The organism is Shewanella sp. Scap07, assembly GCF_013394145.1.
GTDB classification, from domain to species: Bacteria; Pseudomonadota; Gammaproteobacteria; order Enterobacterales; family Shewanellaceae; genus Shewanella; species Shewanella waksmanii.
This window is the reverse complement of sequence record NZ_CP041329.1, coordinates 2,474,340-2,489,910: the sequence shown is the minus strand read 5'-3', so window position 1 is coordinate 2,489,910 and position 15,571 is coordinate 2,474,340. Positions and strand designations below refer to the sequence as shown.

Below are 15,571 nucleotides of genomic sequence, written 5' to 3'. Positions count from 1 at the left end.
TCAGAATAAATCTTGGTCGACCTGCATAATCGCCCTATCACCTGCATCCACTTGAGCAAGATGATAGTCTACTTTAGGCAGTAATTTATCCATATAGAACTTGGCTACCGCCAACTTGATATCGGCAAATTGTTGGTCTTCGTGGCCTACGGCTCTATCGGCTAGTAACACACTGTAATAGCCATAGATGAGGTAGCCAAATGCATCGAGGAAATCCACAGCACAGGCATTGATCAGTGCCGGAGAGCTTAATTTGTTGGTGTTGATATATTTAGCTGTTGAAAGTAAGGCATCAAAACGTTGACTGAGTGCCAATTTGTCTTTATCGCTAACTGATTGTAATTGCTGCAATGTCGATAGACACTCTTCGCTAAATTCAGTCAAAGCTGCTAGGCTATCGCCTGTGGTTTTACGGCCCAGGAAGTCAATTGCTTGAATGCCATTGGTGCCTTCGTAAATTTGCGCAATTCGTGTATCACGGACCAATTGCTCAATGCCTGTTTCGCGAATATAGCCATGGCCACCAAACACTTGCTGTGCCATGATTGCCGCATCTAATCCTCGGTCACTCAAAAAGGCTTTTGCCACCGGCGTCAGTAGGCCAACGTAGCGAGCAGCTTTGGCTTTTACCTCACCTTCTCCATGCTTAGCTAAGTCCAGTTGTTTACCGGTAAACACTGACAAAGCTCGCCCAGCATCAGTTAGCGCACGAATGGTTAACAGCATACGGCGAACATCACCATGGACGATAATCGGATCGCTCGTCGCGCCAGTGGGAGAGCCGCCGGCTGCAATACCTTGTACCCGCTCTTTGGCATAATCGGCAGCCATTTGATACGCTGCTTGCGAGGTGCCTAAACCCTGAATGCCAATTGCCAAGCGTTCGTAATTCATCATAGTGAACATACACACTAAGCCGCGGTTAGGCTTACCGACCAAATAGCCTTCGGCTGCGTCAAAGTTCATCACACAGGTAGCAGAACCTTTAAGGCCCATTTTGTGCTCAATTGAGCCTACAGTCACGCCATTGGCTGCGCCGATATTACCATTGTCATCGACTTTGTATTTAGGCACTAAGAACAGGCTAATACCGTTGGTATCCGGCAGTTTTGCCAACACCAGGTGGATAACGTTTTCGGTTAAATCATGATCACCGCCGGTAATAAATATCTTGCTACCTGTGATATGGTAACTGCCATCGTCGTTAGGCGTGGCTTTAGTGCGGATATTACGTAAATCGGAACCCGCTTGAGGCTCTGTCATATCCATAGCACCGGCCCATTGGCCACTGTACAAATTGGGCAAGTATTTTTCTTTTAACTCTGCTGTCGCGTGGGCATTGATCGCCAGTGCAGCACCAGCGGTGAGTGAGCCATACAAGGTAAAGGCGTTACATGCACTATAAGCCATTTCATCTACAAGTACGCCAAGCATTTTAGGCATACCCATTCCGCCATACTCAGGATCGCCACATAGACCAACCCAACCCCCTTCAGCATACTGATCATAGGCTTGTTTATAGCCATCGGGTGTGATCACCTTAGCATCTTCAAAGCGCACACCTTGCTCATCCCCTTCTCTATTTATAGGATGAATTAGCTCTCGGCTGATTTTGTCAGCTTCTTCCAAAATAGCACTTGCAGTATCAAGGTCGACGGCTTCAGCTAAAGCTGGCGTTTGCGCCCAAGTGGCTGGTGCGTCAAACACCTTTTCTAATAAAAAGCGCATTTCAGTCAGTGGAGCTTGGTATGGGTTCATTCGACTCTCTCAAACATGGGATTAAAACAGTTGTTTTAATTTAACGTACTCTAAGGTTAAAGCAAACCTTTTTTTAACCTATTCACCGTTAATCTGTGATGCTAATCGGTAAAGCCTAAGCAAAAAAAAGCCCCAAGCTTGCGCTTAGGGCTATATGGCGGTAACCATTACCACATTAAGTCATCTGGGATAACATAATCAGCATAAGGGTCGTCCTCTTCCACCTGAGTCGTACTATCGGTTGCCTGCCAAAGATAGCCACACCAATCCGGTACTAACAAGTTAACCCTTTCTGCTAACTTATGCGGCACTAGGTAACTCGTATCATCATGACGAACAATACCTAACTGGCCGTTAAGCAACTGGTTCTGCAATTTATCATCAACATAAACCGCAAAAATTTTATTATTTAACGTGTAGTTAAACTTTATCTCCGCAGACTGCGGCGGCTTAATTGCTAAGCGAGTAAACTCAGTGACTAAACCACGCACTAACCCTTTTTCGTTAGCTTGATTAAAACGTTCAGTATTAAGCGCTTTATCTTTTTCTGCTTGCAGACGTTTCTTCTCTGCTATCTCAGCTTTTAATGCGTCACTGCCGTCATCAACTTTTGCTTTTCTGTCTCTACGCTTTTGCGTTTTAGCCTTTTGCACTTTTTGCTTACTGACAAGGCCTGCTTTGAGCAGTTGTTCTTGAAATGGGTTAGCCATTTTACATCTCGCTATTATTTACTTTTTAAAACCGGTTATTGTTGCTGTGCCAACCTGCCTAGCTCAGCCATTGCCATACTGGCGCCGCCCAATGACCAACCACCATCCACAGGAATGACTGTGCCAGTGACATAACTTGCCATTGGCGATGCCAAAAATAGCGCTACATTGGCGATATCTTGACAAGCGCCATTACGTTGCAAAGGTACACTCTGTGCGACCCGCTGTTGCAAAGCTTCACTCGGTGCTAGGCGATTAAATCCTTCTGTATCGGCAATTGGGCCAGGGACAATGGAATTAACTCTAATCCCTTCAGCGCCCCACTCCAGTGCTAAGCTCCTAGTCAGCATATCCACGCCGGCTTTTGCTGCACTGACATGACTTTGCATTGGCATGGCAATATATGCTTGCGGTGCACTAATCTGAATAATGACCCCAGGCCGAGTGAGATATTGATGAGCTTGCTTCATTACATGGAAACTGCCCAGTAAGTCGATATCAACAACAGATTTAAAACCATTTTCAGAGAGCTTCGCCGCAGTTGCAGGAAAGTTACCAGCTGCACCGCTAACTAATACATCAATATTTTTAAACTGTTCAACAATCTTAGTAAAACCTTGGGCTACCGCATCAACGTCACGAACATCGAAACTCACTCCTAAGTGAACACCACTTTGGTTAACACTGTTAAGCGCGCTGACTGCTGCATCGACTTTATCTTGGCTACGACTTGCTACGGCCACATTAGCGCCTTGTGCTGCAAAGGACTTAGCTATTTGTAAATTGATGCCGCTTGTACCACCAATTACAACAACGTTCTTGCCTTGGTAATCAAACATAGTTACTCCGACCGTATTTCAGTTAAGCGTCCAACCTAAAAGGTTTGACTGATTAGTCAACTTATTTTATCGATTGGTAGATAGCCGTTAGCGCTTCTAAAGGTTTGTCTGCTTTGGTTATTGGTCGGCCAATTACTAAGTAATCTGAGCCTGCGCTTAGCGCTTTGGCTGGGGTCATCACACGGTGCTGGTCACCTTGATCTGCCCCAACTGGTCGAATACCTGGCGTGATTAATTTAAAATCTTGTCCAAATTGATGCTTAAGCATTTGAGCCTCTTGCGCTGAGCAGACGATGCCATCCAAACCAGCCTGCTGAGTTAGCCCGGCTAATCGCTTGACGTGGTCGGCAGCACTGACATCAATACCGAGCAGCGCTAAGTCTTGATCGCTCATAGATGTCAGCACAGTCACGGCAATCAGCATCGGCGCATCATCGCCATAGTTTTGTAGTGCTTTACTGGCTGCTTCCATCATTGCCAAGCCGCCGCTTGCATGGACGTTGGTCATCCATACGCCAAGTTCGGCCGCTGCGCTTACCGCTTTAGCGACGGTGTTAGGGATATCATGAAACTTTAGATCAAGAAACAGATCAAAATCTCGACTGTGAATATCTTTGACTAATTGCGGACCAAATAAAGTAAACATCTCTTTGCCGATTTTCAATCGACACATACTTGGGTCAAGCTGGTCGATAAGCTGCAAAGCGGTATCTTTGTTGTCATAATCTAAAGCGACAATGATAGGTTTATTACTCATTATGTTCTCCAATTGCTTTGCGTTGTTATCGTTACTCACCATCTAAGCCGCGCAGGCGCTTAATACTGCCCCAATTTTTACAAGACGGACAGTGCCAATAGAGCCGATGGGATGGGAATCCACACTCTATACAGCGGTAACCTGGGCGGAACTTAATCTGTTGTTCAACAAGCTTTTCTAACATGGTCAAACTCTCTTTTGCTTGGCCATCTTCCGCTTGTTGCAGATGCATTTTCATCAAATGCTGGAAACTTTTCATCGTTGGGTGACGGTATAATCCATCTAACACCAATTGTTCGGCCTCTTTTATTTCACCGAGCTCAATCATGTGTTGCGCCAGGGTAATAGCCACACTTGCCCCGCCCCCTTGGGACAGCGCTTGACGCAGCAAGTCTTCATAGCCTTGGGTATCTCCCAACGCCTTAAAGGTTTGTTTGGCAATATTGAGCGCTTCAGGGAAAAACGCGATATCTGCATCAATAATCCGCTGCAAACATTCATTTGCTTTGGCATACTCTTTGGCATCTAAATAACACTGGGCAGCAGCAATTAATGCCCGGCAACATTGATTATCGAACTTTAACGCCCGTTGAAACAGTGCTAAAGATTCCGTCTTATCGGATTGTTCAGCTGCTAATTCGCAGCAAAGATGCGCACTAAGGTGTTTTAGCGTCTGCTGGCGCTTACGCTTAAGCTTTTTAATAATGCCAAGTGCTTTTTGCCACTCTTTTGTGACTTGATAGATAGCGATAAGCTGATCTTCTGCTTCCTCGCTGTGATCGTCTTGCTCAACTAGATTAATAAATATTTCTTCGGCGCGGTCATAAAAACCCGCTGCAAGATAGTCTTTACCTAACTCCATCATCGCAATGTCGCGTTGCTCTGTGGTTAAACTTGGGCGGGCAATGAGGTTTTGATGAATGCGGATCGAGCGGTCGACTTCACCGCGTTTACGAAATAGTGAGCCTAAAGAGAGATGGGTATCAATGGTATCGTCATCGACATCTAACATCGAAATAAATAGATCAACTGCTTTGTCAGATTCATTAGAAAGCAGAAAGTTAAGGCCAGTAAAATAATCACGGCTCATCTGCTTGCGCTGAGTTTTTTGCTTATGGCGAACGCTACGCCGCCCCATATACCAACCGTAGCCGGCTGCGATGGGCAAAAGCAAAAATAAAATCTCTAACATTAAGCGTTAGCGTCCTTGGCAACCGAAACCGCGGTTTCGACAGGCGGTTGTTTACCTTGAAGTAATTGATTTTCTTTTTTTAACGCCCTAACCGTGAGGCGCATACGAGTAATATGGTAGATAGCAAATAGCCAGCTTACTAAAAATCCGGCAAGAAAAACCACGGCTAACACGACAGGAAGACGATACTCGCCTTGAGCGACAAAGTAACTGATGGTTACCACTTGTTCATTACGCGCACCGAATATCAGTGCTAATACAAAAAACAGCGCGACTAATATGGTTACAATAAAAGACTTCACCTTGTTCTCCATTTACTCGGTCATAGACGCCAATTATCTAAGAATTTCACCTAACTAGCCAGCGTTACCTAAAAGATAGGCACAAAAAAGCCTCCAGTTGGAGGCTTTTAAAACAAACTCATTTACGAGTTGACGAGATCAACGCGTTCGCGCAGTTCCTTGCCAGGCTTAAAGTGCGGTACATACTTGCCATCCAATTCAACTGAAGTCCCAGTTTTAGGATTACGACCAGTACGCGGTGCACGATAATGAAGAGAAAAGCTACCAAAGCCACGGATCTCAATGCGATCACCGCCTTCTAATGTTTGAGCCATTTGCTCCAACATCTCTTTAATTGCACTTTCTACTTCTTTTGCCGACAGCTGCGACTGCCTAGTGGCAAGTTTTTCGATCAGTTCGGATTTTGTCATCCTATACCCTCTATTATCAAGCCAAACACAGTCACCTAACAGGGGTGCAAGCACCCCCGAACTTCAGGCGATTTACTTACGAGCTGCTTTGAACGCTTCAGCCATGGCATTGCTCATTGCAACGTCATCTTGCTTGTTCAAGTTAGCCATCGCTTCCTTCTCATCAGCTTCATCTTTCGCACGGATAGATAGGCTGATAGTACGGTTCTTGCGATCAACGCCCATGAACTTAGATTCAACAGCGTCACCTACTGAGTATACAGTAGAAGCGTCTTCGATGCGCTCACGTGAGATATCAGCAACACGTAGATAACCTTCTACGGTTTCTGCTAGCTCAATAGTTACACCTTTAGCATCAACTGCAGTAACAGTACCGTTTACGATAGCACCTTTCTTCTTATCTGCAAGGTATGCATTGAAAGGATCGTCTTCAGTTTGCTTAACACCTAGGCTGATACGCTCACGCTCAGGGTCTACTGAAAGTACTACTGCAGAGATTTCGTCGCCTTTCTTGTATTCAGCAACAGCTTCTTCGCCAGTACCGTTCCAAGAAATGTCTGAAAGGTGAACTAGACCGTCGATGCCGCCGTCAAGACCGATGAAGATACCGAAGTCAGTGATTGACTTGATCTTACCAGAAACCTTGTCGCCTTTTTGGAAGCGCTCTGCGAAGTCATCCCATGGGTTAACTTTACATTGCTTAAGACCTAGAGAGATACGACGACGTTCTTCGTCGATATCTAATACAAGAACTTCTACTTCGTCACCTAGGTTAACAACCTTAGATGGGTGGATGTTCTTGTTAGTCCAATCCATTTCAGAAACGTGAACAAGACCTTCAACGCCTTCTTCGATTTCAACGAAACAACCGTAGTCAGTTAGGTTAGTTACGCGACCAGTTAACTTAGTGTTTTCTGGGTAGCGCTTGCTGATTTCTAACCATGGATCTTCGCCAAGTTGCTTAAGACCTAGTGAAACACGAGTGCGCTCACGGTCATACTTAAGTACTTTAACGTTGATTTCGTCACCAACATTAACGATTTCTGATGGGTGCTTAACGCGCTTCCAAGCCATATCAGTGATATGTAGAAGACCGTCAACGCCACCTAGGTCTACGAATGCACCGTAGTCAGTAAGGTTCTTAACGATACCTTTAACTGATTGACCTTCTTGTAGGTTTTCAAGAAGAGCATCACGCTCTGCACTGCTTTCAGATTCGATAACAGCACGACGAGAAACAACAACGTTGTTACGCTTCTGGTCTAGCTTGATAACCTTGAATTCTAGTTCTTTGTTTTCTAGGTGAGCAGTATCGCGAACTGGGCGAACGTCAACTAGAGAACCTGGTAGGAATGCACGGATGCCGTTTAATTCAACGGTGAAACCGCCTTTAACCTTACCATTGATGATACCGATTACAGTTTCAGCATCTTCGTAAGCTTTTTCTAGAACGATCCAAGCTTCGTGACGCTTAGCTTTCTCACGAGAAAGTTGAGTCTCACCGAAACCATCTTCAACAGAGTCAAGCGCAACGTCAACTTCGTCGCCAACAGCGATTTCAAGTACGCCTTGAGCGTTTTTGAACTGTTCAGCTGGGATTGGGCTTTCAGACTTAAGACCAGCGTCAACAAGTACAGTACCGTTTTCGATGCGTACTACTACGCCGCGAACGATAGAACCTGGACGGAACTCAAGTTGTTGAAGGGATTGTTCAAATAGATCAGCAAAAGATTCAGTCATGTTTAATTTACTTTAAGTAATAAACCACGGTCTATCCTAGACGTGGAGTCAGTATAGTTATCCGCATCATCCTTGTTGCGAATGGCAAAAAACCTCACACATTTATGCAAGGTTTGATAATTTATCTTCAATGTGACTCAAGCATTGGTGCAATACATCGTCGATACTCACACCCGTGGTATCAATAACTAATGCATCCTCTGCTGGGACTAAAGGTGCAACCGGGCGATTCATATCGCGGTCATCTCGCTCTTTAATCTCGGTCAAAAGACGGTCGATATTAACATCGAAGCCCTTGTCCTGCAACTGATTATAGCGTCTTTGCGCCCTTTCTTCAGCAGAAGCTGTCAAATATAATTTGGCCGGTGTATTCGGGAAGACCACTGTGCCCATATCTCGCCCATCTGCGATCAGGCCAGGTGCTTCGTTAAACGCGCGTTGGCGACGTAATAACGCTTCTCTTACTCGAGGAAAAGCGGCCACTTTTGACGCCGCATTAGAGCACTCTTGGCTACGTATCGCTTTCGATACATCTTCACCCTCCAGGACAACTTTAATGCCATTATCTTTGTTGGTAATGAATTGCACGTCTAAGTGCGCGGCCAGTAAGGCTAAAGATTCTTCATTTTCAACGCTGACATTGTGGTGTAAAGCGGCTAGTGCCAATACTCGATAAATTGCACCACTATCAAGAAGCTTCCATCCTAAACGGTCCGCCAAAAGCTGACTAATGGTACCTTTCCCAGCACCGCTAGGGCCGTCGATTGTGACAATAGGAGCCCGTTGTGACATATGATTCTCCAAAATAAAATCCATCATCCCTAAAAGATTCGTTAATAAGTCTACGAAAAAATAAGCGCGCGCATTATATACCAATTCACAGTATAAAGCGGTAAAAACTTACTCTTGAAAACAAATTGATTCAGGAAACAAACAGGAACTAGCGCCAGCTATTGGCTGGCGCTAGTGATACATCTAGGATTTTACTCTGCTAAGCTAGCAAATTGAGTGAAATAGTCTGGGAAAGTCTTAGAAGTGCAATCAGGATCGTTAATGGTTATGCCACAATCTGCGAACGCCATCATTGAAAAGCACATCGCCATCCGGTGATCGTTATAGGTATCAATGGCCGCAGTATGTGGCACGCTCGGTGGCGTAATGCTGATGTAATCATGTCCTTCATCGACGGTAGCACCCACTTTACGAAGCTCCGTTGCCATCGCTGCCAGTCGATCGGTTTCTTTAATACGCCAGTTATAGATATTGCGCATGGTCGTCGTGCCTTTGGCAAACATTGCCGCCGTGGCGATGGTCATGGCCGCATCTGGAATATGATTCATATCTAAATCGATAGCGTTCAACTCCCCTTTTTTGGCAATAATATAGTCATCGCCCCAGGTGATCTGTGCACCCATTTTTTCTAACACATCGGCAAATTTAACATCACCTTGAATACTCTTAAGCCCAACGCCGGTGACTTTGACTTCGCCGCCTTGAATAGCGCCTGCTGCTAAGAAATAAGATGCTGAAGATGCATCACCTTCTACTAATACGGTACCTGGGGATTGATACTGCTGATTTGCTGGTATTTCAAAGCGTTTGTAGTCTTGATTAATGACCTTTACGCCAAAACGTTCCATTAACGCTAGGGTAATATCGATATAAGGTTTAGAGACGAGTTCACCAGTAATATTGATATTAACTTGGCCTTTAGCTAGCGGTGTGACCATCAACAAAGCGGTAAGAAATTGGCTGGATAGATCACCGGCAATATCGACATCACCGCCATTAATCCCAGTGGCATTAATGGTTAAAGGCGGAAAACCGTCATTTTTTAAATAAGTAATATCAGCGCCTAAGGTTCTCAGTGCATCGACTAAATCGCCAATGGGGCGCTCTTCCATACGAGGTTCACCGGTTAACGTAAACTCTCCCGCTCCCAGTGCTAATGCCGCACACAACGGACGCATAGCGGTGCCTGCGTTACCCAAAAACAAGGTTTGCGCTTCTGTCGTGGTGAGTGGTCGCCCTAAGCCTTCAAGCTCACATACAGTGTTATTCTCAGACAGACTAAATTTAACCCCAAGTTGTTTGAGCGAGGCTAACATATAGCGAATATCATCTGAGTCTAATAAATTAGTCAGTGTTGTTGTGCCACTGGCCAGTGTTGCCAGTAGTAATGCACGATTTGAAATGCTTTTAGAGCCTGGGATATTAATGGTGCCCTGAACGTGTTTGATTGGTTCTAGTCGTAATTGCTTCATTGATCACTTCTTTGATTTATGGCGAACCCGAGCTCGCAGTTTTTAGATTACCATCACGACAAAATGGTGGGCTGTTCAAATACTGACTAATCAAGCATTGAACCTCGTGGTTATTAAATTACTGATTGAGCCGCAGGATTCAACCATTTTTTGCAAAATAGGCCTGCTTTTGTGTGTTTTTATTTCACTCTAATCCGAAAACTGAATTTCAAGGCCAAATCTAAGGGCTAAATTGTCATTTGTTTAATGTTGGAACTCTAGATTGCCAATCTATTAGATCAGATATCTACCCTGGTAGGTGTTCCCTCAGCGGATAATTAGTTTATGCTAACCCTAATAACAAAAACGGCTTTGCCAACCCTCAAACAGATTAAAGGTAGTTTTCATGAAGTTCGATTCTCTCTCCCCTATGCCAGCCGATCCCATCTTAGGATTAATGACACAATATCGCCTCGATAATCATCCTCATAAGATTGATTTGGGTGTAGGTGTGTACAAAGATGAAGCGGGTCATACGCCAATTTTGGCTTGTGTAAAAGCAGCGGAACAACATCGAATCGATACAGAGGAAACTAAAGTTTACATTGGGCCCACCGGTTCTGCTGACTTTAATCAACTCATTGCTGAATTGGCTTTTTCAGCGTCACATCAAGTGATTGAGCAAAATCGAGTGAGAACGGTATCCACTCCTGGTGGAACCGGTGCACTGCGCGTGGCTGCTGACTTTATCAAGCGGGTAAATCCACAAGCTGTCATTTGGGTCAGCGACCCAACCTGGGCAAACCATACAGGTCTGTTTGAAGCCGCGGGTATTACAGTTAAAACTTACCCCTACTATGATCATGACAACAAGACACTTAAATTCGATGAGATGCTCGCTTGCCTAGAACAGGTTAGCAGCGATGATGTGGTATTACTGCATGCTTGTTGTCATAACCCAAGCGGCATGGACTTAACGAATGCGCAATGGGATCAAATTGCAACTCTTGCGAGCGATAAGAGCTTTACGCCACTTATCGATATGGCCTACCAGGGTTTTGGTGACGGGGTTGATGAAGATGCGTACGGCGTAAGAACAGTTGCAGCCCAAGTAGAAAGCATGATTTTGTGTAGCTCATGCTCTAAGAACTTTGGCTTATACCGAGAACGCATTGGTGCGTGTTCTATTATTGGCAAAGACAGTCAAGCAGCGGATATCGCGTTTTCTGTGTTGTTATACGTGGTTCGCTGTATCTACTCTATGCCGCCAGCGCACGGGGCAGCGATAGTAGAAACAATATTGGGTTCACAAGAGTTAAAGCAGCAATGGTTAGATGAATTAGCTGTCATGCGAAATCGCATCAATGGCAATCGTGCCATGCTAGTTGACCAACTAAAAGCCCTAGGTGTACAGCGAGACTTTAGCTTCATCGCTAGCCAGAAAGGCATGTTTTCATTCTTAGGTATTAATCCACAGCAGGTAGCGGAAATACAAACTAAGCATAGTGTTTACATGGTTGATTCGAGTCGCATATCGATCGCAGGGATTGGTGAGGCTAACGTTGATTACTTAGCTAAAGCCATCGCTGACGTACTATAAAATCAGCCATTAGTTTGCGAGTAAAAAAGGGGCGGTATTTACAGCCCCTTTTTTCATTTAAACAACAACACTTCGTTCAAAATCTTGCATAAATTTAATTAAGGCCTCCACACCACAAAGAGGCATCGCGTTATAAATACTTGCACGCATCCCGCCTACACTGCGATGGCCTTTAAGCGCGACTAAATTGCACTGCTTTGCCGCCTCAAGAAACTGCTGATTTAAACTTTCATCTTGCAGATAAAAAGTGACGTTCATCTGTGAACGATTTTCTCTCGCAACTTTAGACAAGTAAAAATTACTGCTATCAAGGTATTGATATAGCGCATCCGCTTTTTGTTTATTGATTGCCGCCATGGCACTGATGCCGCCTTGGGCTTTAAGCCAGGCAAACACCTCTGCTGCGAGATACCATGCAAAGGTAGGCGGCGTATTGTACATTGAGCCGTGTTTAACCGCTAAACGATAATCCATAATTGACGACTGCGGTAACGCCGGTAAAGTAAGCATGTCATCGCGTACAATGACGATACTTAACCCTGATGGTCCGATATTCTTTTGAGCACCGGCATAGATGAGGCCAAATTGGCTTACATCAATCTCTCGCGACATAATATTAGAGGACATGTCGGCGATAACGGGCCATGGGCATTCAATACTTTCAAAAATTTCGATGCCGTCAACGGTCTCATTTGGACAATAGTGCAGGTAACGATAATCTTCAACTGAACCTGTGAACTTTGGGATTTCTATACTATTGATACCATTTTCTTTTTTTACAATGTTAATGGTATCAATCTTATCTTCACCAGCCAGTTTCTTGGCTTCATCAACAGCTGCGTTAGACCAACTCCCATCGGTTAAATACAGTGCTCTACCATCATTGCCGAGAAAATTATTCACAACAGCTGAAAACTGCCCCCGGCCGCCGCCATGCATAAATAGCACATGATAATTGTCAGGAATGTTCATTAATCCACGTAGATCGGCTTCTGCTTGCTCCGTTAGCGCAATGAATTCCTTACTTCGGTGGCTTACTTCCATCACCGACACACCCAGTCCATTCCAGTCTAATAACTCCTCTTGTGCCTTTTGCATCACGGCAGCGGGTAACATCGCTGGACCTGCACAGAAATTATATGTTGCGCTCACTTAGTACTCCTTTATTCCACTTAATGACTAGTTTTTGCTTGTGGTGTGTAATGATTATTTTTATATAGTTAAAACAAAACGAGCGTCCAAATGGACGCCCGTTTATATACTTACTGCTTATGCTTCAGGTTGTTCAGCGTCTGTCGCATCGTCCTGTGCTTCAACAGTTTCATCAGGATTATCGTTCGCTATTACGATTGGGTTTCCCTCCTCGTCTAGCTCAATCTCTTCCTGAATCTCTTCGATACGCTGCAGACCAACGACGTGTTCATCCTGTGCCGTGCGAATGATTGTTACGCCTTGGGTATTACGCCCAATGATTGATACGCCTTCAGCTGGCGTTCTAACTAAGGTGCCCTTGTCACTAATTAACATGATTTCATCATTAAGGCCAACCTGCACCGCACCGACTACTGCGCCGTTACGTTCACTCACCTTAATAGAAACAACACCTTTAGTGCCACGGCTCTTAGCTGGATACTCTGCAAGCTCTGTGCGCTTACCATAACCATTCTCTGTAACCGTTAGAATTGCACCATCTTCTTTAGGCACAATCAAAGATACAACTTTTTGACCTTCTTCAAGCTTGATACCGCGAACACCTGTTGCGGTACGGCCCATGGCACGTAGTGCGACAATCTCTTCGCCGGTTTCAGGGTCAACTTTCACTTGGCCAGTTTCGGCATCACGTGCTTTCTCGTTAAAGCGAACCACTTTACCTTCATTTGAGAACAGCATGATGTCGTTACTGCCATCAGTAATATCAACACCGATTAACTGATCACCATCTTTCAGGTTAACTGCAATAATACCGTTAGCACGCGGATTGCTATAAGCCGTTAAGGCGGTTTTCTTAACAGTACCGTGTGAAGTCGCCATGATGATATATTTATCATCGGCATATTCACGTACCGGCAGAATTGCAGTAATGCGTTCACCATCAGCCAATGGAAGCAGGTTAACGATTGGGCGACCACGAGCCTGACGACTTGCCAATGGCAGTTGATATACTTTAAGCCAGTACATCTTACCAAAGTCAGAGAAACACAAGATAGTATCATGCGTGTTAGCAACCAATAGCTTTTCGACAAAATCTTCGTCTTTGACTTTAGTTGCCGCTTTACCTTTACCACCTCGACGTTGCGCTTGGTAATCGGTTAAAGGCTGATACTTGGCATAACCTAGGTGAGATAAAGTAACGACTACATCTTCTTCGTTAATCAAATCTTCTAAGCTAATGTCGACTGCTGATGCGTTTAGCTCAGTACGTCTTTCATCACCAAAGTTCTCTAGCACTTCTTGCAGTTCTTCTTTGATCACTTCCATTAAGCGTTCAGGGCTGCGTAAGATAAATAATAGCCCTGCAATAAATTCTAATAGCTCTTCATATTCGCTAAGAATTTTTTCGTGCTCTAGTCCGGTTAACTTGTGTAGACGTAGATCAAGGATCGCTTGTGCTTGCTGCTCAGTAAGGAAATAATTGCCGTCACGAATACCATACTCTGGCTCTAGCCATTCTGGGCGTGCAGCATCATCACCGGCTTTTTCTAGCATGCCTTGCACGTTACCAAGCTGCCAACCTTGGGCAACCAGTTTTACTTTTGCTTCAGCTGGTGTCGGTGACGCTTTGATTAACTCAATAATCGGATCGATATTGGCCAGTGCGATTGCAAGCGCTTCAAGGATATGCGCTCTATCACGGGCTTTACGTAATTCAAATACTGTACGTCGAGTGACGACTTCACGACGGTGAAGGATAAAGCACTCAAGCATCTCTTTTAGGTTAAATAGTTTAGGTTGACCGTTAGTCAACGCCACCATGTTAATACCAAAAGAAGTTTGAAGTTGCGTTTGTGAATAAAGGTTATTAAGGACAACCTCACCCACTTCGCCTCGCTTAACTTCAACAACGATGCGCATACCGTCTTTATCAGACTCATCACGTAGACCGCTAATGCCTTCGATCTTCTTGTCTTTAACAAGCTCAGCAATTTTTTCAATTAAGCGGGCTTTGTTAACTTGATAAGGGATTTCGGTGACGATGATGCGTTCACGACCATTATCTTCAATCTCAACTTCTGCACGGGCACGCATCACAGCTTTACCACGACCGGTACGGTAGGCATCTTCAATACCTTTGCGTCCGTTAACGATGGCAGCGGTTGGAAAATCAGGGCCTGGTATATAGTCCATTAGCTGTTCAATCGACAAGCTTGGCTCATCAATTAATGCTAAACAGCCTGAGATGACTTCCGATAAGTTATGTGGCGGAATGTTCGTTGCCATACCGACCGCAATACCCGAAGAACCGTTGACTAACAGTGCCGGAATACGAGTAGGTAAAACAGCTGGGATATGTTCTGTACCATCATAGTTAGGTACAAAATCTACAGTCTCTTTGTCGAGATCCGCTAATAGTTGATGCGCCAGCTTATCCATGCGGATTTCTGTATAACGCATTGCAGCCGCGGCATCACCATCTACAGAACCGAAGTTACCTTGGCCGTCTACTAACGTATAACGCATTGAGAATGGCTGTGCTAAACGAACGATAGTGTCATATACCGCTGAATCACCGTGAGGGTGATATTTACCGATCACGTCACCCACAACACGGGCAGACTTTTTATACGGTTTATTCCAGTCGTTTTTTAGTTCGTTCATCGCGAATAATACGCGGCGGTGAACAGGTTTCAAGCCGTCTCTTACATCAGGTAGAGCACGCCCGACAATTACGCTCATGGCGTAATCCAAATATGAATTCTTTAATTCGTCTTCAATATTAATTGGTGTTATAGATGAAGCCAGATCAGTCATAAACTGCTCGATCCCTTGAAATTTAGCTTACCCAAAAACTGCCTACTTTAT

General features: G+C 44.7%; 13 protein-coding genes. 1 reads left to right on the top strand and 12 read right to left on the bottom strand.

Annotated features, from left to right (window positions below; genetic code table 11):
• The 10 genes from FLM48_RS10820 to aroA all read right to left on the bottom strand — a co-directional run bounded on the left by FLM48_RS10820 (position 1) and on the right by aroA (position 9,972).
• Positions 1–1,758 carry an acyl-CoA dehydrogenase gene (locus FLM48_RS10820; RefSeq protein WP_179024642.1) on the bottom strand — a complete coding sequence of 586 codons (1,758 nt, stop codon included), beginning with the start codon at positions 1,756–1,758 and terminating at the stop codon, positions 1–3.
• Positions 1,759–1,925: 167 nt separating this feature from the next.
• On the bottom strand, positions 1,926–2,468 hold the full coding sequence (locus FLM48_RS10815) for a DUF2058 domain-containing protein (RefSeq protein WP_179024641.1): 543 nt from the start codon (positions 2,466–2,468) through the stop codon (positions 1,926–1,928).
• Positions 2,469–2,503: 35 nt separating this feature from the next.
• Positions 2,504–3,307 carry an SDR family oxidoreductase gene (locus tag FLM48_RS10810; RefSeq protein WP_179024640.1) on the bottom strand — a complete coding sequence of 268 codons (804 nt, stop codon included), beginning with the start codon at positions 3,305–3,307 and terminating at the stop codon, positions 2,504–2,506.
• A 61-nt stretch (positions 3,308–3,368) separates the two neighbouring features.
• Positions 3,369–4,064, bottom strand: a complete 696-nt coding sequence (gene pyrF, locus FLM48_RS10805) for an orotidine-5'-phosphate decarboxylase (protein WP_179024639.1) — start codon at positions 4,062–4,064, stop codon at positions 3,369–3,371.
• Between the two features lie 31 nt (positions 4,065–4,095).
• Positions 4,096–5,256 carry a lipopolysaccharide assembly protein LapB gene (lapB, locus tag FLM48_RS10800; protein ID WP_179024638.1) on the bottom strand — a complete coding sequence of 387 codons (1,161 nt, stop codon included), beginning with the start codon at positions 5,254–5,256 and terminating at the stop codon, positions 4,096–4,098.
• Positions 5,256–5,558, bottom strand: coding sequence for a LapA family protein (locus FLM48_RS10795; protein ID WP_028772203.1), 303 nt, complete (start codon positions 5,556–5,558; stop codon positions 5,256–5,258). Before FLM48_RS10795 ends, lapB begins: the two co-directional genes overlap by 1 nt.
• A 122-nt stretch (positions 5,559–5,680) precedes the next feature.
• Complete coding sequence (ihfB, locus tag FLM48_RS10790) at positions 5,681–5,968, bottom strand: integration host factor subunit beta (protein ID WP_028772202.1); 288 nt, start codon at positions 5,966–5,968, stop codon at positions 5,681–5,683.
• 72 nt (positions 5,969–6,040) lie between these two features.
• Positions 6,041–7,708, bottom strand: a complete 1,668-nt coding sequence (rpsA, locus tag FLM48_RS10785; protein ID WP_028772201.1) for a 30S ribosomal protein S1 — start codon at positions 7,706–7,708, stop codon at positions 6,041–6,043.
• 102 nt (positions 7,709–7,810) lie between these two features.
• Positions 7,811–8,500, bottom strand: coding sequence for a (d)CMP kinase (gene cmk / locus FLM48_RS10780; RefSeq protein ID WP_028772200.1), 690 nt, complete (start codon positions 8,498–8,500; stop codon positions 7,811–7,813).
• 191 nt (positions 8,501–8,691) lie between these two features.
• On the bottom strand, positions 8,692–9,972 hold the full coding sequence (gene aroA, locus FLM48_RS10775; protein ID WP_179024637.1) for a 3-phosphoshikimate 1-carboxyvinyltransferase: 1,281 nt from the start codon (positions 9,970–9,972) through the stop codon (positions 8,692–8,694).
• Positions 9,973–10,357: 385 nt separating this feature from the next.
• Between aroA and FLM48_RS10770 the strand changes: the two genes are divergently transcribed.
• On the top strand, positions 10,358–11,551 hold the full coding sequence (locus tag FLM48_RS10770; RefSeq protein WP_179024636.1) for an amino acid aminotransferase: 1,194 nt from the start codon (positions 10,358–10,360) through the stop codon (positions 11,549–11,551).
• 57 nt (positions 11,552–11,608) lie between these two features.
• On the opposite strand, the gene serC is transcribed toward FLM48_RS10770, so the two are convergent.
• Together serC and gyrA are read right to left on the bottom strand one after the other, a co-directional pair.
• A complete protein-coding gene (serC, locus tag FLM48_RS10765) occupies positions 11,609–12,703 on the bottom strand; it encodes a 3-phosphoserine/phosphohydroxythreonine transaminase (protein WP_179024635.1) in 1,095 nt (364 codons plus the stop codon).
• A 117-nt stretch (positions 12,704–12,820) separates the two neighbouring features.
• Positions 12,821–15,520 carry a DNA gyrase subunit A gene (gene gyrA, locus FLM48_RS10760; RefSeq protein ID WP_028772196.1) on the bottom strand — a complete coding sequence of 900 codons (2,700 nt, stop codon included), beginning with the start codon at positions 15,518–15,520 and terminating at the stop codon, positions 12,821–12,823.
• Between the last annotated feature and the right edge of the window lie 51 nt (positions 15,521–15,571).

Bases quoted from the DNA above. Each gene is read 5' to 3' on its own strand.
- FLM48_RS10820 (WP_179024642.1), bottom strand. From the start codon at position 1,758: ATGAACCCATACCAAGCTCCACTGACTGAAATGCGCTTTTTATTAGAA.
- FLM48_RS10815 (WP_179024641.1), bottom strand. From the start codon at position 2,468: ATGGCTAACCCATTTCAAGAACAACTGCTCAAAGCAGGCCTTGTCAGT.
- FLM48_RS10810 (WP_179024640.1), bottom strand. From the start codon at position 3,307: ATGTTTGATTACCAAGGCAAGAACGTTGTTGTAATTGGTGGTACAAGC.
- pyrF (WP_179024639.1), bottom strand. From the start codon at position 4,064: ATGAGTAATAAACCTATCATTGTCGCTTTAGATTATGACAACAAAGAT.
- lapB (WP_179024638.1), bottom strand. From the start codon at position 5,256: ATGTTAGAGATTTTATTTTTGCTTTTGCCCATCGCAGCCGGCTACGGT.
- ihfB (WP_028772202.1), bottom strand. From the start codon at position 5,968: ATGACAAAATCCGAACTGATCGAAAAACTTGCCACTAGGCAGTCGCAG.
- rpsA (WP_028772201.1), bottom strand. From the start codon at position 7,708: ATGACTGAATCTTTTGCTGATCTATTTGAACAATCCCTTCAACAACTT.
- cmk (WP_028772200.1), bottom strand. From the start codon at position 8,500: ATGTCACAACGGGCTCCTATTGTCACAATCGACGGCCCTAGCGGTGCT.
- aroA (WP_179024637.1), bottom strand. From the start codon at position 9,972: ATGAAGCAATTACGACTAGAACCAATCAAACACGTTCAGGGCACCATT.
- FLM48_RS10770 (WP_179024636.1), top strand. From the start codon at position 10,358: ATGAAGTTCGATTCTCTCTCCCCTATGCCAGCCGATCCCATCTTAGGA.
- gyrA (WP_028772196.1), bottom strand. From the start codon at position 15,520: ATGACTGATCTGGCTTCATCTATAACACCAATTAATATTGAAGACGAA.